21 protein-coding genes and 1 pseudogene are annotated in these 26563 nt (G+C 68.4%); 2 read left to right on the top strand and 20 right to left on the bottom strand.

Features of this window, described 5'->3' with window-relative positions:
* Positions 1-55: 55 nt before the first annotated feature.
* From ACQ1RG_RS08700 to ACQ1RG_RS08635, 14 genes are all read right to left on the bottom strand, one after another.
* A complete protein-coding gene (locus tag ACQ1RG_RS08700) occupies positions 56-2593 on the bottom strand; it encodes an ATP-dependent Clp protease ATP-binding subunit (RefSeq protein ID WP_063249268.1) in 2538 nt (845 codons plus the stop codon).
* 547 nt (positions 2594-3140) lie between these two features.
* Positions 3141-3476 (bottom strand): histone-like nucleoid-structuring protein Lsr2, encoded by a 336-nt coding sequence (locus ACQ1RG_RS08695; protein ID WP_009380677.1) that lies wholly within the window; start codon positions 3474-3476, stop codon positions 3141-3143.
* Positions 3442-3687: a hypothetical protein gene (locus ACQ1RG_RS08690; RefSeq protein WP_095376677.1), complete on the bottom strand. Its 246-nt coding sequence runs from the start codon at positions 3685-3687 to the stop codon at positions 3442-3444. Before ACQ1RG_RS08690 ends, ACQ1RG_RS08695 begins: the two co-directional genes overlap by 35 nt.
* 3 nt (positions 3688-3690) lie before the next feature.
* Positions 3691-5250, bottom strand: a complete 1560-nt coding sequence (gene lysS / locus ACQ1RG_RS08685) for a lysine--tRNA ligase (protein ID WP_190247501.1) — start codon at positions 5248-5250, stop codon at positions 3691-3693.
* A gap of 65 nt (positions 5251-5315) precedes the next feature.
* Positions 5316-6206: a Rossmann-like and DUF2520 domain-containing protein gene (locus ACQ1RG_RS08680; protein WP_101623999.1), complete on the bottom strand. Its 891-nt coding sequence runs from the start codon at positions 6204-6206 to the stop codon at positions 5316-5318.
* Positions 6203-7960, bottom strand: a complete 1758-nt coding sequence (locus tag ACQ1RG_RS08675) for a PH domain-containing protein (RefSeq protein WP_063249270.1) — start codon at positions 7958-7960, stop codon at positions 6203-6205. Before ACQ1RG_RS08675 ends, ACQ1RG_RS08680 begins: the two co-directional genes overlap by 4 nt.
* Positions 7961-7962: 2 nt before the next feature.
* Positions 7963-8445, bottom strand: coding sequence for a PH domain-containing protein (locus ACQ1RG_RS08670; RefSeq protein WP_009380682.1), 483 nt, complete (start codon positions 8443-8445; stop codon positions 7963-7965).
* Positions 8442-8903, bottom strand: a complete 462-nt coding sequence (locus tag ACQ1RG_RS08665; RefSeq protein WP_009380683.1) for a DUF3180 domain-containing protein — start codon at positions 8901-8903, stop codon at positions 8442-8444. Before ACQ1RG_RS08665 ends, ACQ1RG_RS08670 begins: the two co-directional genes overlap by 4 nt.
* A gap of 18 nt (positions 8904-8921) precedes the next feature.
* On the bottom strand, positions 8922-9821 hold the full coding sequence (gene folK, locus ACQ1RG_RS08660; protein ID WP_197464167.1) for a 2-amino-4-hydroxy-6-hydroxymethyldihydropteridine diphosphokinase: 900 nt from the start codon (positions 9819-9821) through the stop codon (positions 8922-8924).
* Complete coding sequence (gene folP / locus ACQ1RG_RS08655) at positions 9818-10651, bottom strand: dihydropteroate synthase (RefSeq protein WP_009380928.1); 834 nt, start codon at positions 10649-10651, stop codon at positions 9818-9820. Before folP ends, folK begins: the two co-directional genes overlap by 4 nt.
* Before the next feature lie 3 nt (positions 10652-10654).
* Positions 10655-11269 (bottom strand): GTP cyclohydrolase I FolE, encoded by a 615-nt coding sequence (gene folE, locus ACQ1RG_RS08650; RefSeq protein WP_009380926.1) that lies wholly within the window; start codon positions 11267-11269, stop codon positions 10655-10657.
* Entirely contained in the window at positions 11269-13428 is a 2160-nt protein-coding gene (gene ftsH, locus ACQ1RG_RS08645) for an ATP-dependent zinc metalloprotease FtsH (protein ID WP_009380924.1), read from the bottom strand. Before ftsH ends, folE begins: the two co-directional genes overlap by 1 nt.
* A 189-nt stretch (positions 13429-13617) precedes the next feature.
* The gene (hpt, locus tag ACQ1RG_RS08640) at positions 13618-14169 is read right to left on the bottom strand and encodes a hypoxanthine phosphoribosyltransferase (protein ID WP_009380922.1); all 552 of its coding nucleotides are present in this window, start codon (positions 14167-14169) and stop codon (positions 13618-13620) included.
* A gap of 69 nt (positions 14170-14238) precedes the next feature.
* Positions 14239-15483, bottom strand: coding sequence for a CynX/NimT family MFS transporter (locus ACQ1RG_RS08635; protein WP_009380921.1), 1245 nt, complete (start codon positions 15481-15483; stop codon positions 14239-14241).
* 202 nt (positions 15484-15685) lie between these two features.
* On the opposite strand from ACQ1RG_RS08635, the gene ACQ1RG_RS08630 reads away from it, so the two are divergent.
* Positions 15686-17059 (top strand): amidohydrolase family protein, encoded by a 1374-nt coding sequence (locus tag ACQ1RG_RS08630; protein WP_197932343.1) that lies wholly within the window; start codon positions 15686-15688, stop codon positions 17057-17059.
* A 285-nt stretch (positions 17060-17344) separates the two neighbouring features.
* Here the strand turns inward: ACQ1RG_RS08630 and tilS are convergent, their stop codons facing one another.
* Genes tilS through ACQ1RG_RS08615 form a run of 3 tightly spaced genes read right to left on the bottom strand, consistent with a single transcriptional unit; the run spans position 17345 to position 20924 of the window.
* Entirely contained in the window at positions 17345-18382 is a 1038-nt protein-coding gene (gene tilS, locus ACQ1RG_RS08625) for a tRNA lysidine(34) synthetase TilS (RefSeq protein ID WP_101624000.1), read from the bottom strand.
* 8 nt (positions 18383-18390) lie between these two features.
* Positions 18391-19407, bottom strand: a complete 1017-nt coding sequence (locus tag ACQ1RG_RS08620) for a zinc-dependent metalloprotease (protein WP_101624001.1) — start codon at positions 19405-19407, stop codon at positions 18391-18393.
* The gene (locus ACQ1RG_RS08615; RefSeq protein WP_430600047.1) at positions 19404-20924 is read right to left on the bottom strand and encodes a D-alanyl-D-alanine carboxypeptidase/D-alanyl-D-alanine-endopeptidase; all 1521 of its coding nucleotides are present in this window, start codon (positions 20922-20924) and stop codon (positions 19404-19406) included. Before ACQ1RG_RS08615 ends, ACQ1RG_RS08620 begins: the two co-directional genes overlap by 4 nt.
* Before the next feature lie 123 nt (positions 20925-21047).
* Between ACQ1RG_RS08615 and ACQ1RG_RS08610 the strand changes: the two genes are divergently transcribed.
* Positions 21048-21536 carry an inorganic diphosphatase gene (locus tag ACQ1RG_RS08610; protein ID WP_009380916.1) on the top strand — a complete coding sequence of 163 codons (489 nt, stop codon included), beginning with the start codon at positions 21048-21050 and terminating at the stop codon, positions 21534-21536.
* Between the two features lie 32 nt (positions 21537-21568).
* Here the strand turns inward: ACQ1RG_RS08610 and ACQ1RG_RS08605 are convergent, their stop codons facing one another.
* From ACQ1RG_RS08605 to lysX, 3 genes and pseudogenes are all read right to left on the bottom strand, one after another.
* Entirely contained in the window at positions 21569-22414 is an 846-nt protein-coding gene (locus ACQ1RG_RS08605; RefSeq protein ID WP_009380915.1) for an alpha/beta fold hydrolase, read from the bottom strand.
* Entirely contained in the window at positions 22404-23102 is a 699-nt protein-coding gene (locus ACQ1RG_RS08600) for a DUF998 domain-containing protein (RefSeq protein WP_430600046.1), read from the bottom strand. The genes ACQ1RG_RS08605 and ACQ1RG_RS08600 overlap by 11 nt, the downstream gene beginning before the upstream one ends.
* Before the next feature lie 50 nt (positions 23103-23152).
* Positions 23153-26274, bottom strand: a pseudogene (gene lysX, locus ACQ1RG_RS08595) (bifunctional lysylphosphatidylglycerol synthetase/lysine--tRNA ligase LysX).
* Positions 26275-26563: the final 289 nt, after the last annotated feature.

The raw sequence follows: 26563 nt of genomic DNA, 5'->3' as shown, positions 1-26563 counted from the left end.
CCGCTTGCGGTGGGCGTCGGTTCGGTCAGCCGATCAGATCAGCCGACCGCTTCGCTCAGGACGCTGAGGATCCGGACGAACCGGCACCGGCGAGCTCCTCACCGGAGGTCGAATCATCGCCTCCCGACGTCGGGAACGTCTCCGTCTCGACGCCGTCGAAGGTGAACTTCGCATCCTTGCCTTCGCCCTCGATGTCGACCTTGATCGTCTGACCGCGGCCGATCTCCTTGAACAGGATCTTCTCCGAGAGCTGGTCCTCGATCTCGAGCTGGATCGTCCGACGCAGCGGACGGGCACCGAGCACCGGATCGTAGCCGCGATCGGCGAGGAGGTTCTTCGCCGCATCGGTGAGCTCGACCTTCATGCCCTGATCGGCCAGACGCGTGTCGAGACGCTCGAGGAAGAGGTCGACGATCTCGATGATCTCCTCCTTGTTCAGCTGCGGGAACACGATCGTGTCGTCGACGCGGTTGAGGAACTCGGGACGGAAGTGCTGCTTGAGCTCTTCGTTGACCCGCTGCTTCATCCGGTCGTAGTTGGTCTTGGTGTCACCCTCGACCTGGAATCCCATCTGCAGGCCGCTGGAGACGTCGCGCGTACCCAGGTTGGTCGTCATGATGATGATCGTGTTCTTGAAGTCGACCTCACGACCCTGCGAGTCGGTGAGTCGGCCGTCTTCGAGGATCTGCAGCAGCGAGTTGAAGATGTCCGAGTGGGCCTTCTCCACCTCGTCGAAGAGGACGACCGAGAACGGCTTCCGGCGCACCTTCTCCGTGAGCTGACCGCCCTCTTCGTAGCCGACATAGCCGGGAGGCGAACCGAAGAGACGCGAGACGGTGTGCTTCTCCGAGTACTCCGACATGTCGAGGCTGATGAGCGAATCCTCATCCCCGAAGAGGAACTCGGCGAGCGCCTTCGCGAGCTCGGTCTTTCCGACACCGGTCGGGCCGGCGAAGATGAACGAACCGGAGGGACGCTTCGGATCCTTGAGGCCGGCGCGCGTGCGACGGATCGCCCGCGAGATCGACTTGACCGCGTCGTTCTGGCCGATGATGCGCTTGTGCAGCTCGTCTTCCATCCGCAGCAGACGCGAGGACTCCTCCTCGGTGAGCTTGAAGATCGGAATGCCCGTGGCCGAGGCAAGCACCTCGGCGATGAGATCGGCATCGACCGTGGCAGAGGTGTCTTTGCCGCTCTTGCGCCACGCCTCGGTCTGCTCCTCCTTCTCGTGCTGGAGCTTCATCTCCGAGTCGCGCTCTGAGGCGGCGAGTTCGAAGTCCTGCGCATCGATCGCTGCTTCCTTGCGGTGACGAGCCTCGAGGATCTTCTCCTCGAGGTCGCGGATCTCCTGCGGCACCGACAGACGCGAGATGCGCAGCTTCGCACCCGCCTCGTCGATGAGGTCGATCGCCTTGTCCGGTAGGTACCGGTCGTTGATGTAGCGATCGGACATGTTCACCGCCGCGGCCAGCGCACCCTCGGTGATCGTCACCTTGTGGTGGGCTTCGTACTTGTCGCGCAGACCCTTGAGGATCTCGATCGAGTGCGCGAGCGAGGGCTCGGGCACCTGGATCGGCTGGAAGCGGCGCTCGAGAGCGGCATCCTTCTCGATGTGCTTGCGGTACTCGTCGAGCGTCGTCGCACCGATCGTCTGCAGCTCACCGCGGGCGAGCATCGGCTTGAGGATCGAGGCGGCGTCGATCGCACCTTCGGCGGCACCCGCACCCACGAGGGTGTGGATCTCGTCGATGAAGAGGATGATGTCTCCGCGGGTGCGGATCTCCTTGAGCACCTTCTTCAGGCGTTCCTCGAAATCACCGCGGTAGCGGGACCCGGCGACGAGCGACCCGAGGTCGAGCGTGTAGAGCTGCTTGTCGGTGAGGATCTCGGGGACCTCGCCGTTGACGATGGCCTGGGCCAGACCCTCGACGACGGCGGTCTTGCCGACGCCGGGCTCACCGATGAGAACGGGGTTGTTCTTCGTCCGGCGGGAGAGGATCTGCATCACGCGCTGCATCTGCTCGTGGCGGCCGATGACCGGGTCGAGCTTGCCCTCGCGGGCGGCGGCGGTGAGGTTGCGGCCGAACTGGTCGAGGACGAGCGAACCCGACGGGGTGCCCTCCTCACGTCCGCCGGCGGCCACGGGCTCCTTGCCCTGGTAGCCGGAGAGGAGCTTGATGACTTCCTGACGCACACGCCCGAGATCCGCGCCGAGCTTGACGAGGACCTGAGCGGCCACGCCCTCTCCCTCGCGGATGAGGCCGAGCAGGATGTGCTCGGTGCCGATGTAGCTGTGGCCCAGCTGCAGCGCCTCGCGGAGGCTGAGCTCGAGGACCTTCTTCGCGCGCGGGGTGAACGGGATGTGCCCGCTCGGCGCCTGCTGGCCCTGCCCGATGATCTCCTGCACCTGATCGCGCACCTGCTCGAGGGAGATGTCCATCCCTTCGAGTGCCTTGGCTGCCAGGCCCTCACCTTCGTGGATGAGGCCGAGCAGGATGTGCTCGGTGCCGATGTAGTTATGCTTGAGGAGTTTGGCCTCTTCCTGGGCGAGCACCACCACTCGGCGGGCTCGGTCAGTGAACCGCTCGAACATATTCACCCTCCTGGAGTCTTCGTATTCTGTAGAGCGTAACGACCCGCCCCCTGGATCTATTGCACGTTTCGCCCTCAGCCGAAACCGTTCGGCTGAGGGCGAAATCGGTTGCCGACCATACCCGTGCTCCCGGCCGCACCCATGCGTCCTGCCGTCTGCCGGACACCGCCGAGGCGGTCGACCGATATCCGATCCCTCACCGACCGTTCGGAGCGGGGATCCGAACGGATGCCCGCTGGATGATTTCACCGCTGTTCCGCATCCGGCACCGGGGTGACAACCGATCTTGCGGACTGGACTTAACTCGGCGGTAATGTCTGGCGACAGGTTCTATTTGACCGTTCGCGCTCAGCTCATTCACAAGAATCGTTGGAACTTCTCAAAACATTCCCATTCCCCGGATTCCCGAATTGCGAGACGATCGGGCACCGCGAATAACGGTGTAAACAGAGAACCGCGGGAACGACGATCCTCTCGTCGCTCCCGCGGTGCCCTTCTATTGTCCGCATCGGACCGACCGCCTTATCGGCGGAGTCCGACCGGGTATTCAGTTCTCGGCGGCTTCGTAGGCCTGCACGATCTCCTGCGGAATGCGTCCGCGGTCACCGAGCTGGTAGCCGTTCTCCTGCGCCCATTCGCGAATCTTGGCGGTATCGCGCTTGGGTCCGGAACTCGACGATCCTCCGCGGCGTCCACGTGAGCCGGGATTGGCCACGCGGCGCGCTTTGGCGATGTACGGGGCGAACGTCTCCCTCAGCTCTTCGGCGTTCTTCGTCGAGAGCTCGAGTTCGTACGTGCCCTGGTCGAGGCTGAAGCGAACGGTCTCCGCTGCTTCCGAGCCATCGAAATCATCCGTGAGGACGAGTCGCATCTCCCGTGCCATGTTCACCCTTTTCGTGTTCAGAAGACTTTACGGGTGTAAGCATAACATCTGTTTCCGCATTAGCGTCCAATTCGCTAACCTCATGTTCGGAATAGAATTTCTCGATCTGCTCGCGTTCGCGCCGATCCGCGCGAACAATGTTGCGCATCACGTACCAGAAGAGCAATCCGACGCATATCGAGGGAAGCAGGGCTTTGATGAGGTCGAGCACGACTCAGCCTTCCTCTCGGGATTCCGAATTCGCGGTCGCGATCGGTTTGGTGAAGGGGAAGAGAATTGTTTCTCGAATACCGAGCCCGGTGAGCGCCATGAGAAGTCGGTCGAGACCCATTCCCATTCCGCCCGTCGGGGGCATTCCATGCTCCATGGCCATGAGGAACTCCTCGTCGAGGCCCATCGCCTCGTCGTCGCCGCGGGCGGCGTCGGCGGCCTGGGCTTCGAAGCGCTCGCGCTGGATGACGGGGTCGACGAGCTCGGAGTAGCCGGTGGCGAGTTCGAACCCACGCACGTAGAGGTCCCATTTCTCGACCACGCCGGGCTTCGCACGGTGTTCGCGCACCAGGGGTGAGGTGTCGACGGGGAAGTCGGTGACGAAGGTCGGCGCCCAGAGCCTGTCCTTGTAGAAGTGCTCCCACAGCTCCTCGACGTATTTGCCGTGGGACCGGAAGACCCCGCCGAGGTCGACGTCGTTGTCCGCTGCGATCTTCTCGAGCTCCTCGATGCCCGTGAGCGGGGTGACCTCGACCCCGGACTCAGCGGAGAGGGTCTCGTACATGCTCACGACCGCCCACTCGCCGCCGAAGTCGTATTCGGTTCCGTCCTCGAGGGTGACCTGGAGGGAGCCGGTGGCGTCCTGGGCCGCATTCTGGACGAGCGTCTTCGTCAGCTCGGCGATCGAATGGTAGTCACCGTAGGACTGGTAGGCCTCGAGCATCGCGAACTCGGGCGAATGCGTCGAATCCGCTCCCTCGTTGCGGAAGTTGCGGTTGATCTCGAAGACATTCTCGATGCCGCCGACGATCGCCCGCTTGAGGAAGAGCTCGGGGGCGATGCGCAGGTACATGTCGATGTCGTAGGCGTTCATGTGGGTCTTGAACGGCCTGGCCGCCGCTCCGCCGTGCATGACCTGGAGCATCGGGGTCTCGATCTCGATGAAGTCCTGCTCGGCGAAGGTCCGGCGCAGGGAGGCCATCACCTTGGCGCGGGTGCGCATCGTCTCCCGGGCGGCGTCGCGGGTGATGAGGTCGAGGTAGCGCTGGCGCACGCGGGTGTCCTCGGCGAGCTCGGTGTGCAGTCCCGGCAGGGGGCGCAGCGCCTTCGAGGCCATCGCCCACGAGTCGGCGAGCACCGAGAGCTCACCGCGCTTGGACTTGATGACCTTACCGTGGAGGAAGAGGAAGTCGCCGAGGTCGACGTCGGCCTTGAAGTCCGCGAGACGGTCCTCGCCGACCTCGCGCAGCGAGAGCATGCCCTGCAGGCGGGTTCCGTCACCGGACTGGAGGGTGACGAAGGCGAGCTTGCCGGTGGTGCGGACGAAGACGACACGGCCGACGACGCCGACGACGTCGTCGGTCTCGTCTCCGGCCTCGAGATCGGGGTGGGCGGCGTGCACCTCGGCGAGGGTGTGGGTGCGGGGCACCGAGACGGGGTAGGCCTCGGTGTCGGAGTCCAACATCCGCTGCCGCTTGTCCTTGCGGATCCGGATCTGCTCCGGATCGAGGTGCTCCTGCTGGGATTCTGCGGCTTCGGGGGCGATCGACTCAGTTTCTGCCATGGGATCAAGGCTACCGTGCGCCCGCCCTGCGGGGGAATTCGCGTGAGCCCGACGAGACCCCGGTCTCAGTCGAGGAGAGCGAGGATCTCCTGGGCCTGCGCCTCGGTGATCCGACCGAGTGCAAGCGCCTTCGCCGTCGTCGACCGGGCCAGTGCGATGTAGCTGTTGCGGGTCGCCGGACTGGAGACGCTGAGACTGTATTCGCTCAGGGCGGCCAGGTGCGCGGCCAGGGTTCCCGCGTCGCCCCGGCTGACCGGGCCGGTGAGGGCCTTCGCACCGTTCTGCAGGGTGTTGGCGACGCTGGCGTCGACGAGGGCGGTGAGGACCCGGGAGGGATCGTCGACCCCCGCCTCGGTGAGCATGTCGAGGGCTTCGGAGATGATCGTGATCGTGTGGTTCGAGGCGTGGGTGATCGCGGCATGGTAGAGCGGACGGTCGGCCTCGGCGATCTCGATCGGCTCCGCTCCCATCTCGACGACGAGGGCCTCCCCGACCGGGCGAATGGGTGCCGGGGCGGTGACGGCGACCGTCGACTGCCGCAGCCGCGGCAGGTCGAGGGCGGTGCCGGTGAAGGTGAGCGAGGGGTGGAGGGCGATGGGCAGGGCTCCGACGCCGGTCGCGGGTTCGAGGACGTCGGTGCCGAAGCGTCCGGCGCAGTGGACGATGATCTGTCCGGCATGGATGCGCCCGAGGGCGACGAGACCGGAGACGAGGGAGGAGATCTCATCGTCGGGGACGGCGACGAGGAGGAGCTCGGCGCGTTCGGCGATCCGGTCGGGTGGGAGGACCGGAACCCCGGGCAGCATCTCCTCGGCCCTCTCCAGGCTCGTCGCCGAGGTGGCGCTCACCCCGATGATCGCGTGCCCGGCCGCCCGCCAGGCGGCCCCGATCACGGCACCGACCCGCCCTGCGCCGATGATGCCGATGCCCAGCCGCGGTGCGTCGGGGACGCTCATCGGCCGATCCCCGTCCCGCTGCGGACCTGCTCGTCGTAGCGCTGCCGGGCGATGCGGGTGCGGTCGGCGTGCTCGGCGAAGAACGCCAGAGCATCCTCGGTGGCCTGATGGGTGACATGGGGTTTGATGGGCCCTGCCGTCGAATGGACGGCGACCGTGGCGAGCCCGAGGGCCCGCTGGAGGGGCCCCTGCTGGAACTGCATCGACTGCACGCGCTCATGCGGGACGAAGTCGACTCGGCGTTCGAAACGGCCGAGGCGGATGATCAGCAGCGCATCGGTGAGCGCGAAGGCGCGACGCCTCCACACGAGCGGATCGATCCACCGTGAGGACCGCGGCTGCCGATGGAACTCCGCCTCGGCGGCGGCTGCCTCAGCACCGTCCGCGACCGGACCGTGCATCGCGGCGAGGATGAGGCTGCGCACGCTCACCCCACCTGAGACCCGGGGTTCGGGCAGGGCGAGGCCGATCATCGTCAGCGCCTGGTCGAGGTCGCCGACGGGCAGGAGCAGGTTCGACTCACCGGACTCACCGGAGCTGGCGATGTTGTACTCGGCCTTCCACCATCCGGCCTTCCGCCACAGGAGCGGCTGGTGGAGCGCCACGGCCTGCACCCGGTCGAGCGGGATGACCTTGCGCGAGGTCGAGGCGAGACCGTGGCTGACGGCGAGCCCGGAGTCGGTGAGGCGGACGACGAAGTTCGCATTGTTGAGGTCCTTCTTCACCGAGGCGAAGGCGGCGATGCCGGCGGGCAGGACGCCGAAGAGCATCGGCACGGCGGCTTCGCGGACGCCGCTGATGAAGAGGATGATCGCTGCGACGATGACGGCGACGAAGATGAGGACGCCGATGAGGAAGTCCGTCTTGAGCAGGGAGGCGATGACCACCCGGTGGACGGGGACGCGGATGATCTCGCCCTCGTCCTTGACCTGGGCCGACACCCCATAGGGAGCGAGCATGTCGTTGAGGCTGCCTTCGGCCTCCCCGAGCGCGTCGCCGGCCATCGTCGAGAGCCGTTTGGTCAGCCGCACGCCGACGCTGTCTCCGGCGCGTTCGGGGGCTGAGAGGTCGATCGTCGGTGCGCGGGTTCCGTCTCTCCCGTCACCGGGAATTCCCTCGCCGAGGCGGTCCCCCGTCTCCGTCGCGCCCTGGCCCTCCCCCGGGCCCGGGGCATCGGCGGGCGCGGCGGCCTGCTTGACGTCGCGGACGGCGGCGAGGAGTTCGTCGCGCAGCAGGTCGGCGCGCTTCCTGCTGAGGTACTTCAGCGACACGTTCGAGCCCTTGCCGCCGGCGACGTCGAAGACGAGTTCGGCGAGTCCGAGGAGGCGCGGCAGGAGCTTCTGCTGGAGGTCGATCGACTGGACGCGGTCGAGGCGGGCTTTGCGCACCTTCTTCGCGATCAGTCCGGAGCGCGCGTAGATCGCCTCGTCGTCGACGCGGTAGCCCATGACCCGCCACGCGAGCCAGCTGTAGAGGGCGCCGATGAGGACGATGAGGACGATTCCGCCGATGACGGCGAGGAGCACGAGCTGGTGGGAGCCGAGCCAGGCGGCGAAGGAGAGGTCGATCGCGTCGCCGCTGGCGAGGTCGCTGATGGCCTGCTGGATGAAGTTCTGACCCACGTAGCCGCCGGCGACGAGGAAGACGACGATGATGCCGAGGCTCTCGAGCAGCGGCGTGAGCGGGTGGACACGGTGCCAGACGTCGGGGGCGGCCACCTCGGCGAGGGTGTCGGTCCCGTTCTGCGCTGCCATGCTCACAGGCCTGCCAGGTTCGCCTGCCCGAGGCCCGCGAGACTGTCGCGCAGGCGGTCGGCGTCGGCGCGGGGCAGGCCGGGGATCGTCGCATCGGTGGCGGCTGAGGCGGTGTGGAGCTTGACGGTGGCGAGGCCGAACATGCGGTCGATCGGGCCGGAGTCGACGTCGACGAACTGGAGGCGGCCGTAGGGCACGACGGTGGTGCGTCGGAAGAGGATCCCGCGGCGGATGAGGAGGTCGTCGTCGCGTTCGGCGTAGCCGATGACCTTGGCCTGACGGTAGAGGACGATGAGGTAGACGATCGTCCAGATGAGGACGGCGACCCACGGCAGGTGGAGCCAGGGCTGGTCGCTGACGATCACGGGCAGGGCGATCGCGGCGGCCAGCAACGGGACGAAGAAGCACAGGGAGGCGATGGTCTCTTTGAGCCAGTACTTGGGGCTGACTCGGGTGAAGACGACGTCATCCGGAGTGGCTGTCATGCGGCTTCGGCTCCTGGAGGGTCTTGGGGCGGGAGAGTACAGAAGATCTCGACGATGATGCCGACGATCATCAGCGCGGCCGCGGCCGCCATCGCCAACAGCATACCGGCAGCCAGGTCGTTGCGGATGCCGGGCGCGGAGAGGAAGTAGTACGCGGCGTTGCCCACGTACCATCCGGCCAGTCCGGCTCCGGTCAGGGCGCTGGCCTTGGCCATCACCGCCACGCGCGCAGCCTGGAGGGGGTCGATCTCGCGGGTCCGGTCACCGTCGTTCCATCGCTTGATGGGGTACCCGAGGACGAGGAGGACGGCCGAGAGGATGAGCATGCCGATGATCGCGAACCACGGCTGACCGGGCAGGGCGAGGCCCTGGGATTCGAGCAGGACGTCGACGACGACGCCGAGCAGGGTGCCGGCGGTCGCCCAGAGGACGAGGGTGCCCGGTGTCGTTCGCTGCATGTGTCCCAGTCTTGCAGATCAGGCGTCTGCGCGCTCGATCCCCTGGTCGTCGAGGGAGGCGATGGCCTCGGCGATCGGTCGCGGCCCCGTCGGTGAGTCGACGACCGTGTCCGGGGCGATCTCCGCCCAGGGCACGAGGACGAAGGCCCGCTCGTGGGCGCGCGGGTGCGGCAGGGTGAGGGCGGCGGAGTCGAGGACGACGTCGACTCCCTCGGCGGTGTAGGCGATGACGTCGATGTCGAGCGTCCTCGGCCCCCATCGCAGCTCACGGGTCCGTCCGCAGGCGACCTCGATGCCCTGGCAGACGGCGAGCAGTTCGCGCGGGGGCAGGGTCGTCTCGACGATGACGCCGAGGTTGAGGAAGTCGTTCTGCTCGACCCCTCCCCACGGTGCGGTGCGGTAGAGCGAGGAGCGGGAAGCGACGCTGATGCGCGGGTGCCGGTCGAGGGCGGCGACGGCCTCATCGAGGGTGGTCGCGGCCTCACCGAGGTTGGCACCGAGGCTGAGGTAGGCGCTGGCCGACGCGGGGTCCGATCCGTCGGCCTGGGGCGCCGTCTCCCGGGACCGGTCGACGGTGACGGTCACGTCGGCGAAGGTGTGGTCGATCGGGGCACTGGGTTTGTGGACGACGACCTCGACACGCTCGGTCAGGGTCAGGCAGTGGGCGGCGATCGCCTCGGCGAGGGTCTCGATGAGGTCGAACGTGTTGTCCTCGACGATGCGGGCGACATCCTCGGCGAGTTCGCCGTAGTGGATGGTGTCGGCGATGTCGTCGGTGGCCGCAGCCGCCGCCGTCGACGCGTGGAGGGTGACGTCGATGACGAAGTCCTGGCCGTCGCGCTTCTCGAAGTCGAAGACGCCGTGGTTGCCGCGCACGGTGAGTCCGCGCAGCGCGATCCGGTCCGGCAGCCCGCTCACCGCTGCGTCCCCGGGGACGGGGCGTGGTCGGCGATGGCGCCTGCGACCCGGCACGCCAGCGCCGAGGAGGCCGGGTCGTGGACGCGCACGGCCCACGCTCCGGCCTGGGCGGCGAAGGCGGAGATCACGGCGGTCGCCTCGTCCTTCTCAGCCTCTCCGGCCTGGGCCGGATCCTCAGGTGAGACGAGAGAGGCGATGAAGCGCTTGCGGCTCGCGGCCACGAGCAGGCGCTGATCGAAGACGGCGAACTCGCTCAGCCCGGCCAGAATCTGCCAGTTGTGCTCGGCGTTCTTCGAGAACCCCAGACCCGGGTCGACGATGATGTCGGCGGGGTCGACGCCGGCGGCGACGGCGGCGTCGATGCGGGTGCGCAGCTCGGCGATGACCTCGGCCACGACGTCGTCGTAGTGGAAGCTCGCATCCGCCCGGTCGAGGTAACCGCGCCAGTGCATGAGGACGATGGGAACGCCGGTGTCGGCTGCGACGGAGAGCATCGCGGGATCGGACAGGCCTGCCGAGACGTCGTTGATGATCTGCGCCCCGGCGTCGATGGCGGCCGCGGCCACGCGTGCGCGCATCGTGTCGACGCTGATGCGGGCCCCTGCGCCGGCGAGCTCGCGGACGACGGGGATGACGCGACGCAGCTCCTCGGCCTCATCGACGCGGGTGGCTCCCGGCCTCGTCGACTCTCCGCCGATGTCGAGGATGTCGGCTCCGGAGGAGAGGAGGTCGAGCCCGTGGGCGACGGCCGAGGACTGGTCGAACCAGCGGCCGCCGTCGGAGAAGGAGTCGGGCGTGACGTTGAGGACGCCCATGATCTGCGTCGCCATCGCTCAGCCTCGGAGGATGAGGCTCATCGCCTCCGCCCGGGAGGCCGGTTCGCGCAGCTGGCCGCGCACCGCCGAGGTGATCGTCGAGGCACCGGGTTTGCGCACGCCGCGCATCGTCATGCACAGGTGCTCGGCTTCGACGACGACGATCGCGCCCTGCGGTTCGAGGTGCTTCATCAGGGCGTCGGCGATCTGACTCGTCAGCCGCTCCTGCACCTGCGGGCGGCGAGCATAGACCTCGACGAGGCGGGCGAGCTTCGACAGACCCGTGACCTTGCCGTTCTTCGCCGGGATGTAGCCGACATGGGCGACCCCGTGGAAGGGGACGAGATGGTGTTCGCACATCGAGTAGAGGTCGATGTCGCGGACGAGGACCATCTCCTCGTGGCTGATGTCGAAGGTCACCGAGAGGATCTCGGCGGGGTCCCGGTGGAGGCCGGCGAAGATCTCCTCGTACGCCCGGGCCACGCGGGCCGGGGTCTCCTGCAGACCCTCACGGTCGGGGTTTTCGCCGACGGCGAAGAGGATCTCGCGCACGGCCGCGGCGATGCGGTCATGGTCGATCGTCGGTCGTTCCTCAGCGGTCTCGCCGAGGTCGCTGAACACGTAGTCGGTCATCAGCGGTCGCTTCCTGGGTCGTAGCCTCCACCCGTGGACGGACCGATCGGGCCGGTGGGCCCGGTCGGTCCCGAGGGGCCGGTCGGACCGTTCGGGTCGACGGGTCCCGGCGGGTTGTGGGGAACGTCGGGGCCGTTGGTGCCGGTGGGTCCGGCCCCCGGCAGGTCGGTGGTGTCGGGACCGGGTCCGCCGCTGTGGCCCGTCTCGCCGTTGCCGCGGCCGCTGGCGGGCGCCGGCGGGACGATGGGTCCCCGGTCGGAGACGGGACGCTCGTCGTTGGCCAGCCACACGTCGCGGCGGGGGCGCTTGACGACGGTGGCGAAGATCGCCTCGAGTGCCGCCTGGTCGAGGGTTTCGCGTTCGAGGAGCTGGTAGGCGAGGCTGTCGAGGACGTCGCGGTTGTGGGTGAGCACCCAGTAGGCGTCGGCGTGGGCGGTGTCGATGAGCAGCCGCACCTCTTTGTCGATGGCCGAGAGCGTCGAATCGCCGTACTCGTCGCCGCCGCCGTAGCCGCGCCCGGCGAAGGGCTCGGACTGGTCGTCGCCGATCTTGACCATGCCGAGCTTCTCGCTCATCCCGTACTGGGTGACCATCTTCCGGGCGATGTTCGTCGCCTTCTCGATGTCGTTGCTCGCCCCGGTCGTCGGGTCGTGGAAGACGACCTCCTCGGCGACGCGTCCGCCCATCGCATAGGCGAGCTGGTCGAGGAGTTCGTTGCGGGTCGTCGAGTACTTGTCCTCGGTCGGCAGCACCATCGTGTAGCCGAGCGCGCGACCGCGCGGGAGGATCGTCACCTTCGTCACCGGGTCGGTGTCGTTCATCGCCGCCGCCACGAGCGCGTGCCCGCCCTCGTGGTAGGCGGTGACGAGGCGCTCCTTGTCGTTCATCAGGCGTGTGCGCTTCTGCGGTCCGGCGATGACGCGGTCGATCGCCTCGTCGAGGATGCGGTTGTCGATGACCTTCGCGTTCTCCCGCGCGGTGAGCAGGGCGGCTTCGTTGAGGACGTTGGCGAGATCGGCGCCGGAGAAGCCGGGCGTGCGCTTGGCGATCTGTCCGAGGTCGACGTCGGGGGCCAGCGGCTTGTCCTTCGCGTGGACCTCGAGGATCCGCTTGCGGCCCTTCATGTCCGGGGCCTCGACGGGGATCTGCCGGTCGAAGCGGCCCGGGCGCAGGAGCGCGGGGTCGAGGACGTCGGGACGGTTGGTCGCGGCGATGAGGATGACGTTGGTCTTGACGTCGAAGCCGTCCATCTCGACGAGGAGCTGATTGAGCGTCTGCTCGCGCTCGTCGTGGCCGCCGCCCATGCCGGCGCCGCGCTGGCGGCCGACGGCGTCGATCTCGTCGATGAAGATGATGCAGGGGGCGTTCGCCTTCGCCTGTTCGAAGAGGTCGCGGACGCGGGAGGCGCCGACGCCGACGTACATCTCGACGAAGTCGGAGCCGGAGATCGAGTAGAAGGGCACTCCTGCCTCGCCGGCGACGGCCTTCGCGAGCAGGGTCTTGCCGGTTCCGGGCTGGCCATAGAGGAGCACGCCCTTGGGGATCTTCGCGCCCACGGCCTTGAACTTCTCGGGTTCGGCGAGGAACTCCTTGATCTCCTCGAGCTCTTCGAGAGCCTCGTCGACTCCCGCCACGTCCTTGAACGTGACGTCGGGGTTCTCCTTGTTGACGAGCTTGGCCTTCGACTTGCCGAAGTTCATCATCTTCCCGCCGCTCATCTGGGAGATGAGGAACCAGAAGACGATGAAGATGATGACGAAGGGGATGAGTGTGCCCAGCAGCGACATCAGCCAGCTCTGCTGCGGCACCTCGTCGGTGTAGCCTTGTGTCGGGTTCGACTCGGTGACGGCCTCGACGACCTCATCGCCGCGCTGCTCGACATAGTAGAACTGGACCTTGTTCCCGAAGTCCTGACCGTCGATCTTGAGGTCGTCCTTGAGGGTGAGGTCGACGCGCTGGTCGCGATCGACGATCTTGACCTGTTCGACCTTGTCGTCGGCGAGGAGCTTGAGTCCCTGTTCGGTGTCGATCTGGCTGAACCCGACCCGACTGAAGAGGAGCGCACCGATGGAGACGACGAGGAGTGCCATGACGATCCAGATCAACGGACCCTTCGTCGCCTTGGTGAGCAGGGGACGTCGCTTGTTGGACTCGGCCATAGATCCTCTCAGGAATTCAGTCTCGACAGCCCGGCCAGGCCGCCGCGGCTGCCTGGGAGCATCCCCCACAGCCTAGTACGTACCTCTGGGATAGCGGGAATCCGTGAGGTTTTGTTCCCAGGCCAGGTCAGCTGTCAGCGAACGCGGGGTTCGCGTTCAGCTGCGTGCGTCGACCGGCGGCGGGTTCGCTCAGCTGTAGACGTGCTGGGCGAGGGTCGCGACGAACGGGACGTTGCGGTACTTCTCCGCGTAGTCGAGCCCGTAGCCGATGACGAACTCGTTGGGCACGTCGAAGCCGACGTACTTGACGTCGATGTCGACCTTGACGGCTTCGGGCTTGCGCAGCATCGTGCAGATCTCGACGTCGGCGGCTCCGCGCGAGCGCAGGTTCTGCACGAGCCACGAGAGAGTGAGGCCGGAGTCGATGATGTCCTCGACGATGAGGACGTGGCGTCCGGTGAGGTCCGTGTCGAGGTCCTTGAGGATGCGCACGACGCCCGAGGACTTCGTGCCCGACCCGTACGAGGACACCGCCATCCAGTCCATCGTCACCGGAGAGTGCAGGGCCCGGGCGAGGTCGGCCATGACCATGACCGCTCCCTTGAGGACGCCGACGAGGAGGATGTCCTTGTCCTTGTAGTCCTCATCGATGGCGGCTGCCAGTTCAACGAGTCGGGCGGCTATCTGTTCTTCCGAGACGAGCACTTCTTCGATGTCATTGCCGAGATCGTTGATGTCCACTGCGGTCGATTCTCCTCGTGTGGGGTGGGTGTGCCTCCATTATGGGTGACGGATGACCCCACAGCCACCTCACCCGGGCCCCGCCTCAGCGAGTTCGTCGTCGACGGTGCCGGGCGCGGCCGAGAGGTACCCGGTGACCCCCATGAGGGCGGAGACGACGATGAGGAGGACGAGCGGAGGCGTCCACGATCCGCTCGCTCCCAGCAGGGCGCCGACGGCGAGCGGCCCGAGGGCGGCGAGGACGTACCCGGTGGATTGGACGAACGCCGAGGTGCGCGCCGTGATCGAGACGTCTCGGGTGCGGCTGGTGATGAGGGCCAGCGCGGCCGGGAACGCGAATCCGCCGTAGGAGAGCAGGACCGCCCAGAGGACCGGCGCCGAGGCGGGGGCGAGGAGGAGGCCCGTGTAGCCCGCGACGGCGCTGGCTGAGAAGGAGACGAGGAACGCCCGCGGGGCGAGGCCGCGCATGATGATCTGCGGGGCGAGGAAGCCGCCGGGCAGACCGCCGAGGGTGACGATCGTGAGCATGATTCCGGCGGTCACGGCGTCGAGGCCGGCGTCACGGTAGATCTGCGGCAGCCACCCGAACTGGACGTAGGCGTTGACCGACTGGAGGCCGAAGAACATCGCCATGTACTTCGCCTTCGCCGTCGAATGGATGTGCCGCCTCGGCGCGGGCGTCTCCCCCCGCTCACGCCGCGGACGAGGGAGGACGGGCACCGAGCCCGTCGCGCGCAGGACCGCCCACGTCGCCAGGGCGGCGAGCGGGACGAGCATCCATGCGCCGAGTCCGATCCGCCAGTCGCCGAAGTGCTCGGCGAGCGGCGCGGTGAGGAAGGCGGGGACCATCGCGCCCAGGCCGAGGGAGACGGTGAAGGTCGTCGCCCCGAGGTGGACGCGGTGCGGGAAGCGGGTCTTGACGAAGACGGGGAGGATGACGTTTCCGAACGACATCCCGGCCAGTGCGGTGACGGTGAGGAGAGCGAAGGGCAGGGATGAGTCGACGAGGACGCGGGCACCGATCCCTGCGGCGATGAGCGCACACGAGACCGCGAGCGAGGCGAAGAGGCCGACGCGGCGCAGCAGCGGCACGGCGAGGAACCCGCACAGGGCGAAGATGAGGCCGGGCAGGGCGGTGAGCAGGCCGGTCTGCCATTCGGCGAGGCCGTAGGCGGTCTGCACCTCGGCGAGGACGGGGCCGAGTGAGGACGCGGCAGGGCGCAGCGACGAGGCGATGAGGACGAGGCAGACGAGAGCGAGGATGTCGAGCCCGGGACCTGTGCGCGGATGCTCGGTCCCGGGGGTGCTCATCATGCGCCCATCCTCTCACTCGGTCTCGTCTCGGGTCCGCGGCGTCCGCGCTCCGGCACGGGGGTCTCCGGCGGTGCCGGATCCGGGGTGACTGCCGGGACGTTCGGCGGGAGCCGGTGCCGGGACGTTCGGCGGGAGCCGGTGCCGGGCGCAGGCGGTGCCCACCGCCGGTTCCCACCGAACCGAATAATGGTATACCGTTTGGGTGGATGCGTCGAACGCAGTCGCCGCAGCGGCGACGGGCCCGAGCTCGACGCCGGTTGCCGCCCCGACGAACGAAACGGAGTACCCGATGACCATCACCGTGAGGAATGTCAGGATCGCCCCCCGTCGCCCCGACGAGGCGGCCGTCGACGTCGTCGTCGACGACGGCCGGATCGCCGCGGTCGTCCCGAGCGACGGGGCGGCCGGTTCGGGCGACCCCGGTGCCGCATCGGATACGGGCGACGCCGATGCCGCATCCGCGCACGAGATCGTCGACGGGAGGGGCCGGGTGCTGCTGCCCGGGCTCGGCGACGTCCACGCGCACCTCGACTCGAACCGGATGGGGCAGACGTTCCGCCCGCACACAGCCGACGGAACCCTGCACGGCTACATCATGAACGACCGGCGGAACTGGCGCGACGGCGAACGGACGGTGCGCGACCAGGCGAGCTATGCGATCGCTGCGATCATCGCCTCGGGCGGGTCGCGGATCCGCTCGCACGCCCAGGTCGACTCCGACACCGGACTCGAGCGCTTCGCCGGAGTCCGCGACGCCCTGTCCGCGCATGCTGACGTCCTCGACTCGCAGATCGTCGCGTTCCCGCAGGCCGGAATCGTCCGGGAGAAGGGCGTGGCCGATCTGCTCGACGCGGCACTGCGGGAAGGCGCCGATCTCGTCGGCGGCCTCGACCCCGTCCAGTACGACCGCGACCCGGTCAGGCACCTCGACATCGTCTTCGGTCTCGCGGAGAAGCACGGCAAGGGCCTCGACATCCACCTCCACGAGGGCGGGACCGCAGGCGTGTACTCGTTCGAGGAGATCGCCCACCGGACGACGGCGCTCGGCCTGCAGGGGAAGGTGACGATCTCCCATGCGTTCGCGCTCAACACGAACCCCGAACCGGTCGTCCGTGACCTCGTCGAACTCCTCGCCGAGGCGGGAGTGTCCCTGACGACGGTCGCCCCGGCCAAGGGGAGCCTGCCGCAGAGCCTGCTCTCCGCGCATCGGGTCGCCGTCGGCCTCGGCGAGGACGGTCAGCGCGACTACTGGAGTCCCTACGGCGACGGTGACCTGCTGCGGCGGACATGGCAGCTCGCCTTCACCAACGGCTTCCGCCGCGATGAGGACATCGAGCACTGCCTCGACATCGCCTCCCGCGGCGGAGCGCAGGTGATGGCCGGTGCCCGCCCCGATGGCACCGCACTCGTCGACGATGCGGCCTACGGCCTCGGCGTCGGGGCGCCTGCGGACTTCCTGCTCGTCGATGCGGACACGGTCACCTCGGCGATCATGGACTGCCCGACCGATCGGGACGTCTACAAGGGCGGGCGTCTCGTCGCCTCTGGCGGGGAGCTCCTCGGCGGCCTTCGCTGACCGCCCCCGCGCGGCACAATCGGAATCGCCTCCCTCGCGTATCCCCACCCGCAGCGACAAAACCACCGTCTGCACATGTAGGACGTGACGCTCCGTGGAGGACGTGCGGCGCTCAGCGGTGTGTGAGGCTGCGGGTTGCGTGTGCGTCTGCCGGAGCAACGCGAGGCCCAGGGTTGTCTGTGACGCTCAGGGTACGAGGTGCGTGGCTGCGGGTTGTCTGTGACGTTGCGGGTTGTGATTGCGTTCGCGGATTGTGTGTGACGCTGCAGGCGCGGATTCCTGGCGTCAGCCGCGGGCGGCCTTCGCGGCCGGTCCGAAGCACACGGTGCCCGCTCCGTCACTGCCGCCTGAAACGACGACCTCGGTGTCGCCGGGCAGCGAAAGGTGCCTCCCCGCTCCCCCGCCGTGTCGCGCAGCGGCGCCCTGCCTGATGAGCACCGCGAGCTCGGCGACGCGTGCCGCGCCGAAGCTCTGCGCGGGCACCCCGAGGGAGATCAGCCATTCGCGCAGGACGCGGGTGAGCAGAGCATCGTCGAGGTCGGCGAGCTCGGCCAGCCGGAGTTCGCGGCGACCACGGACGGCTGCGACCGCCTCGGCGGCGGATGCGTCGAGGAAGTCGGCGTCTGTCCGGCACAGCTGCGCGGTCCGGGCGAGGTTGTCGGTCACCGGCTGACCGAGATCGGCCTCGAGGGAGGTGAGCAGGGACCGGACGCGGACGCGCGCATAGGCACGGTCGGCGTTCATCGGGTCGTCCCAGACGGTGATGCGCTGTGCTGTGCACGACGCCTCGGTCGTCGCCCGGTCGATGTCGAGCAGCGGTCGCAGCACGGACCCGGCGCGCACCGCCATTCCCGCCAGAGACCGCGTCCCCGAACCGCGCAGCAGCCCGAGCAGCACCGTCTCGGCCTGATCGCTGCGCGTGTGCGCGGTGACGATCCACTCGGCGCCGACCCGCGCCCGCACCTCCTCCAATGCCGCATACCTGGCGTCGCGGGCGGCGGCTTCGAGGCCTTCGGGTCCGGCGGTGACGTCGACCCGCACCGCCTCGGCCGGCACGCCCCACGACTCCGCGGCCGCCACCACCTCGGCGGCCACCTCGGCGGATCCGGGCTGGAGTCCGTGATCGACGGTCACGGCACGGGCCTCGACCTCGCCGCGCCGGTGGAGGAATGCGCACGCGTGGAGGAGCGCCATCGAATCCGCTCCCCCGGAGACGGCGACGACGATCCGGGGCACGGAGCCGGCACCCAGCCCGGCGCGCACGGCGTTGCGGATCGCCCCGCTCGCCGGATCGAGGGTCGGACGGCGTGCGTGCTCAGCCATCGCGGGCCTCACCCGTGGACGCGGTCGAGCCACAGCCGAGGCGTGTGGATCTCCGCGCTCGTGGGCAGGTTCGCCGGGCTCGAGTAGACGGCGCCGAAGCCGGTCTGCCCGACCTCGTTGCGGACCTCGCGGACGAACTTCGCCCCGTCGCGGTACTGTGCGAGTTTGAGGTCCATCCCGAGCAGGTTGGAGAGGAACCCGCCCTGTCCGGCGTCGCGGCGCGCCTCGAAGCGGCGGCGCAGCTTCCGCACGCTGGGGATGACGCTGAGGCCGACTTCGTCCATGACGACGTCGGCATGTCCCTCGAGGAGGCTGAGGATCGCCGAGGCGTCGGTGAGTGCCGTGCGCATACTCTCGTCCCGGATGAGATCGACCATGCTCGCCTGTCCGCGGACGATCCGCCCGAGGACGGCGAACACCTCGGCGAGCGTCGAGAGTCCCGGGGCCGAGAGCGGGGTGGCCACCAGCTGGGAGAGCAGACCCCGCATGTGCTCGCGCAGCCACGGTGCGGTGGCGAACTGGACCTGGTGTGTGGCTTCGTGGAGGGCGACCCACATCCGGAAGTCGCGGGGTCTGACCTTCATCGCCTCCTCGGCGATGAGGATCGAGGGCGCGACGAACATCAGGCGACCGGCGTCCGTGGCGAACGGATCGTACTGGCCGAGCACCCGCGTCGAGAGCAGGGAGAGGACCCCGGCGACCTCGGCTCCGGCCGCCCTGCGCGCCGCCGGACCGGGGGCGACCGGCAACGCGGAGACGTCGACCATGCCGTTGAGGGACTCGGCGTTGGCCTTGATCCAGCCGACCTGGTCGAGGACGAGCACCGCACCCGCCCCGAGCCTGCCCCGCACGTCGTCGGCATGGGCGGGGTCGAGGAGGAAGGCGTCGACGACGAGGTCCTGGGCGGTGAGCGCGTTCTCCTTCATCTCCGCCACGAGCGCCTCGACCTCTCCGGGTGCAGGCAGTTTCGCGGCGGAGACGACCTCCTTGGCCGTCCGGACGGCGAACCTCTCGTCGACGATCATCGGCACCCGCAGTCGGCGAGGGCGGAGACGAGATCGTCGACGGTCTTCCGGGCCTCGAGGATCTTGTCCTTGTCGACGCCGTCGATCTGGACGCTGAAGACGAGGTACCGACCGTCGGCGTCGAGGACTCCCCCGGCCAGCGAGGTCACCGTCGAGAGCGTCCCGGTCTTCGCATGCACCGTCCCTGCGGCGTTGACGTCGTCGCCGAAGCGGTCGGTGAGCGTGCCGGTCAGGCCCCCGACCGGGAAAGAGCTGATGAGGCTCGAGAGCGAGTCCTTCGCCGTCACCGAGGACTGGAGGACCGTGGTGAGGTCGTGCGGGCTGATCCGGTTGCCGTAGTCGAGCCCGGAGGTGTCGTTGAGCTGGGTCTGCCCGAGGTCGACGGTGTCCTCGAGGGCGGCGATGACGCCCTTGGGTCCGTTCTCGAGGCTGCCGGGCATCCCCTGCGCGATCGCGACCTCGTTGCCGAGCACCTCGGCGACGACGTTGTCGCTGTGGACGAGGGCGTACTCGACGATCTCGGAGATTGTCGCGGACTCGACGGACGCGAGCGTCTCCGCGGATTCCCCGGACCCAGCGGTCTCCCCGGACCCGGCGGTCTCCCCTGACCCAGCGGATTGCTCCGACTCAGCGTTCGCCTCGGCGGGGGCAGCCTCGGTGACGGTGATCCCTGCGGTTTCGAGCTCGGTGCGGAAGGCGTCGAAGGCGACCTGGGCCGGCTTGTCGCTGCGCGCCCGCCACGCGTTGTTCGGGTCGCCGAGGTATCCGCTGTCGACCATGAGCGGCTGGATCGGGGTGATGACGCCCTTGCCGATGTCCGCGCGCTCCCAGCCGGGGCTGAAGTCGGTGCCGGGGTATCGACTCGTGTCCAGGCGCAGTGCCACCTCGGTGGTCTTCCGCTCCTTGAGCGCCGCCGCAGTCTCCTGGGCCAGGGTCGTCAGTCCGGCATGGCCGTTGACGGATCCCGGCTGGGACACGCCGCCGCCGAGGAGGACGTCCCCGCCTCCGACGAGCGAGACCGTCCCCGTGGCCGGGTCGAACGTCGTCGTCGTGGTCAGCCGCTCGTCTCCGCCGATGGCCAGCAGCGCCGCCGAGGCGGTGAGGACCTTCGTCACCGACGCCGGCGTCCGGGCCCTGTCCCCGTCGGCGGCGAAGAGGACCTTGTCGGTGAGACCGTCGCGGACCTCGACGCCGAAGCCCTTGACCTTCGAATCGCCGAGGATGCGCTCGACCTCCGGTCCCACCTTCGTCGGGATCGGTGCGGTGTCGTCGAGCGCCGAGGCGGGGGCCGGGACGTCGCGTCCCTGCGCTTCGGGTGTGGGAACGGGGTCGACTTCGATCGCGGGCTCGGTGGTGAGGAATCCGGGGACGACGTCGGCGGCGTCGGCGACGCCGTAGCCGAGCGCTCCGGCGAGGAGGACGCCGGCACTCACCCCTGCTGCGATCCGACCCCGCCTGCGCGTGCGGCGGGGACCGTCCGCGGAGTCCTGCGGACGGTGATCGGAGGTGGGGTTCAAAAGCGGGCTCCCATTCGTCTCGGCGGCGGGCCCTCTCTGGGCCGAGGAGGAGGGCTGAGGATGTCTCGGCGGGGACTTGTAGGCTCTATCCTAGTGATGCCACCCTAACGCGTAAGGAGCACTATGGAACTCTTGGCCACCATCGAGATCCCTCGAGGTTCGCGCAACAAGTACGAAGTCGATCACGAGACCGGCCGGGTCAAGCTCGACCGCTACCTCTTCACGTCGATGCAGTACCCCGCGGACTACGGTTTCATCGAGGACACTCTCGGCAACGACGGTGACCCCCTCGACGTGCTCGTCCTCCTCACCGAACCCCTGTTCCCGGGTGTGCTCGTCGACGTCCGCCCCATCGGCATGTTCCAGATGGAGGACGAGGCCGGCGGCGACGACAAGGTCCTCGCGGTTCCCGCCGGCGACCCCCGCTGGGACTCCTACCAGGACATCGGCGACGTCGACAAGTTCACCCTCGACGCGATCGAGCACTTCTTCACCCGTTACAAGGATCTCGAGCCGGGCAAGTTCGTCAAGGGGTCGAATTGGGTCGGCCGGGAGGCCGCCGAGGCCGAGGTAACCGCCTCGATCGAGCGCTTCAAGAAGGACGCGCACTGATCGGCCTCTGAGCCTCTGGAGCCGAGCTCACCTCAGCTCACCTCATCGACCGCCTCGACGATCATGTCGGGGCGGTCGATCATCATCAGGTGCCGGGAATCGCGGATCTCATGACGGACGAGATCGGCGAAGGCCGCCTCGAGGATGCGGGAGCGGCTCCGGCTCGGCAGAGGAGGTGCGAGCAGCGCCGAGGTCCTGGCCCGGACCGGCTCGATCCGGCCCCGCAGCGATTCGAGGTCGGCGGCCTGGCTGCGGTAGCTCAGCCATTCGGCGATCGCGGCCCTGAGCGTGTCCGGATCCGTGTACGGATCCTTGAACGCCTCGGGATCGAGGGCGCGACCCGAACCGCTCTGCCGGAGGAATCCCTGATGAGAGAGCCAGGAGGCGGCCTCACCGATCTGCTCACGGGTGACGAGCGCCCCGAGGACCGGCATCCATGTGGCGAGCGAGAAGCGGCCGGCCGGGCCCCGGAACCGGTAGTCCTCGATCGAGGGGTCGACGAGGACGATGCCCGCCACGCGCTCGGGACGCAGCCGGGCGAAGGCCTCGGCCCGGAACGCCGCCATGGAATGGGCGACGATGACGACCCGGGAATGGCCCGCGATCGCCCGCTCCATCGCGGCGAGCTCGCCGGCGAGGTCGGGCAGCGTGCCCGGCCACCGGGTGCCGGCGAAGCCCGGACGGTCGAGCGCGATGACGTCCCGGTCGGGCATCTCCGCGATGACGGGCAGCCAGCCGGCGGCGGCGAGCGCACAGCCGTTGAGGAAGAGGACGGGATCCTTCCCCTCCCCCGCCGAGGCGGTCGCCGGGCGCTGGTAGACGGTGAAGCCGTCGACGACGGCGCGCGACCACCGCGCGAACTCCGGCTCAGCCGACATCGCCCGCCTCTCTCCGCTTCTCCGGGGACCTGTCGGCCTCGCCTCGGCCGACGACGGCGAGGTAGCCCAGGTGCGCGCTCCACGCGGCGATGGTGAGCACGGCGATCGCCTGCACATAGCCCTGACCGGAGCGCCACACGGCCTCGATGATCACCGAGGCGAGGTTGGTGACGAGGAGGACGACGAGCACGGCGACGACGCCGCGACCGTAGGGTGTGCCCAGTCTGCCGCGACGACGCAGGGCGATGACCGCGATGACCATGCTCGCCAGGGCGGCGAGCGCGACGATCGTCGAGGCGATCGTGTGGAGGAGGAAGTCGGCGCGCAGCGGGTTCGCCGTGTACTCGGCGTAGCAGACCGGATCGAAGGTCTGCGTGCACGGCAGGGCGGCGATCGCGTCTCCGATCGTGGCAAGCCCCGTGAGGCCGATTGCGATGGCGAGCGGCACCGTCGCCCGACCGAAGCGGGAGCGCCACCCGCGCACACCGAGGACGGCGATGAGGACCATGAGGGTCCCGGCGATCGCGTCCCCGCTGCGGAAGACCCAGGAGGCGGGCTGATCCATCGCGGCGAGCTCGGAGAGGTAGCCCGACAGCGGCTGCGGGTGAGGGCTGAGGAAGAGCAGCACCCACGAGTCGTAGGTGATGAGCACCCCTGCCGCGAGCAGGATTGCGAAGATCCGGCGCATCTGTCTCCGTTCGTCTCTCTGCGGTCCGGGCAACCGTCGTCGGGCGCGGCTCAGTGGCCCTTGGGCTTGGCCAGCGGGAAGGTGATCGTCGAGCGGATAGTCTGCTCGGTGAGCAGCATGACGAGCCGGTCGAGGCCCATGCCCATGCCGCCGGCGGGCGGCATCCCGTATTCGAGGGCCGTGAGGAAGTCCTCGTCGAGCTGCATCGCCTCGGGGTCGCCGCCGGCTGCCGCCAGGGACTGCGCGGTGAGCCGCTCACGCTGGAGGACGGGGTCGACGAGCTCCGAATAGGCGGTGCCGAGCTCGGAGCCGAAGATGATGAGGTCCCACTTCTCGGCGAGCATCGGGTCGGTGCGGTGCTGCCTGGTCAGCGGGGAGGTCTCGGCCGGGAAGTCCGTGTAGAACGTCGGCGCCACCGTCGATCCCTCGGCGACCTCCTCGTAGATCTCCTGGAGCAGCATGCCCCAACCCCACTTCGGATTGACGGTGAGCCCGGTTCGCGCTGCGATCCTCCGCAGGGTCTCGATCGAGGTGGCCGTCGAGACCTCCTCGCCGATCTTCTCCGAGATCGCGTCGGTGAGCGAGACGGTCCGCCATTCCTCGGCGAGGTCGATCTCGTGTTCGACGCCGTCGACGGTGCCGCGCACGACCGTGGTGCCCAGGGCCGCCTCGGCGGCGTTGATGACCATCGTGCGGGTGAGCTCGCGCATCGTGTTGTAGTCGCCGCCGGCCTGATAGGCCTCGAGCATCGAGAACTCGGGGTTGTGGGTGGCGTCGACGCCTTCGTTGCGGAAGTTCCGGCCCATCTCGAAGACCCGGTCGAACCCGCCGACGAGGAGGCGCTTGAGGTAGAGCTCGGGGGCGATGCGCAGGTAGAGGTCGAGGTTGTAGGCGTTGATGTGGGTGAGGAACGGCCGCGCGTTCGCGCCCCCGTGCACCGTCTGGAGAATCGGGGTCTCGACCTCGAGGAAGCCGCGGGACTGGAGGGTCTCGCGGATCGTGCGGAACGTGTTCGAGCGGATGACCATGAGGTCGCGCTGGCCGGTGTTCATCGTGAAGTCGAGGTAGCGCTGACGGACCTTCGCCTCGGGATCGCTCAGTCCCTGCCACAGGCTCGGCCAGGGCTGCAGGGACTTCGCCGACATCGTCCATGAGGTGACGAGGAACGACGGGGTCCCGTTGCGAGAGGTGCCCTCGCGCCCGCTCACGGAGATCCGGTCGCCGCGGGAGACCCACGCGGACAGTCGCCTCAGCGACTCCTCACCGAGCACCTCGCGTTCGCACACGAGCTGGTGGTCATGTCCCTCGCTGCGCAGGTCGAGGAAGACCACGCCGCCGTGATCGCGGATGCCGAGCACCCGCCCGGTGAGGACGGTGCCTTTCGCCGCCGCCGGTGCCGCCTCGGCGGGGTAGGGTTCGACCCCGGCCTCGAGCATCGCATCGCGCACGCCGAGGCGGTGCCTGACCTGGTCGGAGACCCGGACTCTGCCCGTGGGCGCGGGTTCGGGCGGGGCGATGTCGAGGAGCGGCGCCGCCTGCTCACGGGTGTAGATCGGCTGGCTCTCATTGCCCTTGGTGAACATCTTCGGCGGGGAGAGGAAGCCTTCGGCGATGCTCACGGCCAGACCGATGCGGGCGAGGTCGGATCCCTCCGGGTAGCAGAGCATGCGCGGCACCCACTCCGGATCGTACTTCTCGTTCGACCGATAGAGGGATTCGAGCTGCCAGAACCGGGAGAGGTAGAGGAGGATGTTGCGCACAGCCGCTTGAGCGGTCCCGCCCCGAGCTCCTTGCCCTGCTCGAACGCGGAGCGGAAGACCGCGAAGTTGAGGGAGACGGCTGCGATCCCGAGGTCTCCTGCCTCGCGCATGAGACCGGCGACCATGAATTCGGTGACGCCGTTCTCCGCGAAGGGGTGTCGGCGCATGACGTCGAGCGAGACTCCCGAGGCGCCCCACGGCACGAAGCCGAGCAGTCCGGCGGTGGTCCCTGCCAGGGTTCCCGCGTCGGCGGGGAAGAGCGCCTCGACGAAGAGGTTTCCGCCGTCGGCCGGGTCGCCGAAGCGACCGAGGGCCATCGAGAAGCCTCGTTCGTTCTCTCCGTCGCGCCATTCGTCGGCGAAGATCGCGAGCTCCTCGAGCTCAGCGGCGGGGATCTCGGACTGGTGACGGATGCGGATCGTGTAGCCGAGACCGGTCAGCTTGGTCACGGCCCGTTGGACCTCCGGCAGCGCGGAGAGCGTGAAGTCCTTCGTGTGGAGGACGGCCTCGTCGCCGACGTGGAGGACTTTGAGGCCGGCATCGTGATAGGCCTGAGCGCCCTGCTTCGAGGCGGCGAGGACGGCCGGCACCCAGCCGAAGGACTCGGCGTGCGCGACGAAGGACCGCGCGGCCGCCGCCCACTGCTGCGGCGGTCCGACCGGGTCGCTGGCGACGAGGCAGACGCCGGCGTGGACCTGGTAGGTGATGACGCAGTCGTCGGCGAAGAACGCCGAACGGTCGCGGCGGGTGCCGAAGTAGCCGAGTGAGTCCGAGGAGTGTGCGGCCAGACCTTCGCGGATCCTGCGCTCCTGATCGATGTCGATGCGCTCGGCGTCCCTGGCCGAGCGCAGGCCAGTCCAGAACGCGAGGATGATGCTTGCGCCGGTGCCGAAGCCGAAGACCGAGAGCATCCAGCTCGCCTCCGTGCTCTCCTTGAGTCCGGCGAGTTCGGCGATGATCTGGCGCGCCTGGACTCCGGTGAGCCCGCCGATGAAGTACTGGACGACGAGGATGATCGCGGCGGTGATGACGATGCCCAGCGCGAGGACACCGATGGCCTTGAGGAATCCCCGCGGCTGGGTCTTCGCGTTGTACCACCTGCGGTGGACGATCAGGCCGATGAAGACGATGACCGGCAGGATCATCCCGGTGAAGAGGTCACCGGTCATCTCGTCGGGGGCGAAGACGATGAAGCCGTAGAGGATGACGGCGTAGAGAGCGAAGATGATGGAGAGGAAGACCAGCGTGATCCACCACGCCGCCCGCTTGCGGATGGCCAAGGCTGCGGCGAGGACGATGAAGACGACCGAGGTGACGAAGTCGACCGGAGTGAATGGCACGAACCATCGCCACATGAACTCGAAGAACCGGTCGAGCCAGCTTCCGGCCGGGGTGATGAGCTGGACGAGCATGAAGACGGCGACGATCGTCAGCACTCGCGGCAGCCACCGCACGAAGAGCGGGGCCTCGGACTGGGTGGGGACGGGTGTGGGAGGCATAGGGAGAATCCTGTCATACCCATCTGAACCGAGGCTCCAGGTGAAGGGCTCACGGAGCCGCGAGAGCGGCCTTCTGCTGCTGCGTTCCCTTACCCTGTCAAGTGATCCTGCCCTCGGCTGATCCCGCCCCGAGTCCGCCTCCGGGAGCGAAACCGGAGCTTAGGTGAGCCTAATGAGAAGTGTGAGCCAGGTTATGCGATTC

It is taken from the genome of Brevibacterium sp. K72, assembly GCF_050562175.1.
Classification (GTDB): Bacteria; Actinomycetota; Actinomycetes; order Actinomycetales; family Brevibacteriaceae; genus Brevibacterium; species Brevibacterium casei.
The sequence above is the reverse complement of the archived record's forward strand: the minus strand, read 5'-3'. Positions and strand labels throughout refer to the sequence as shown.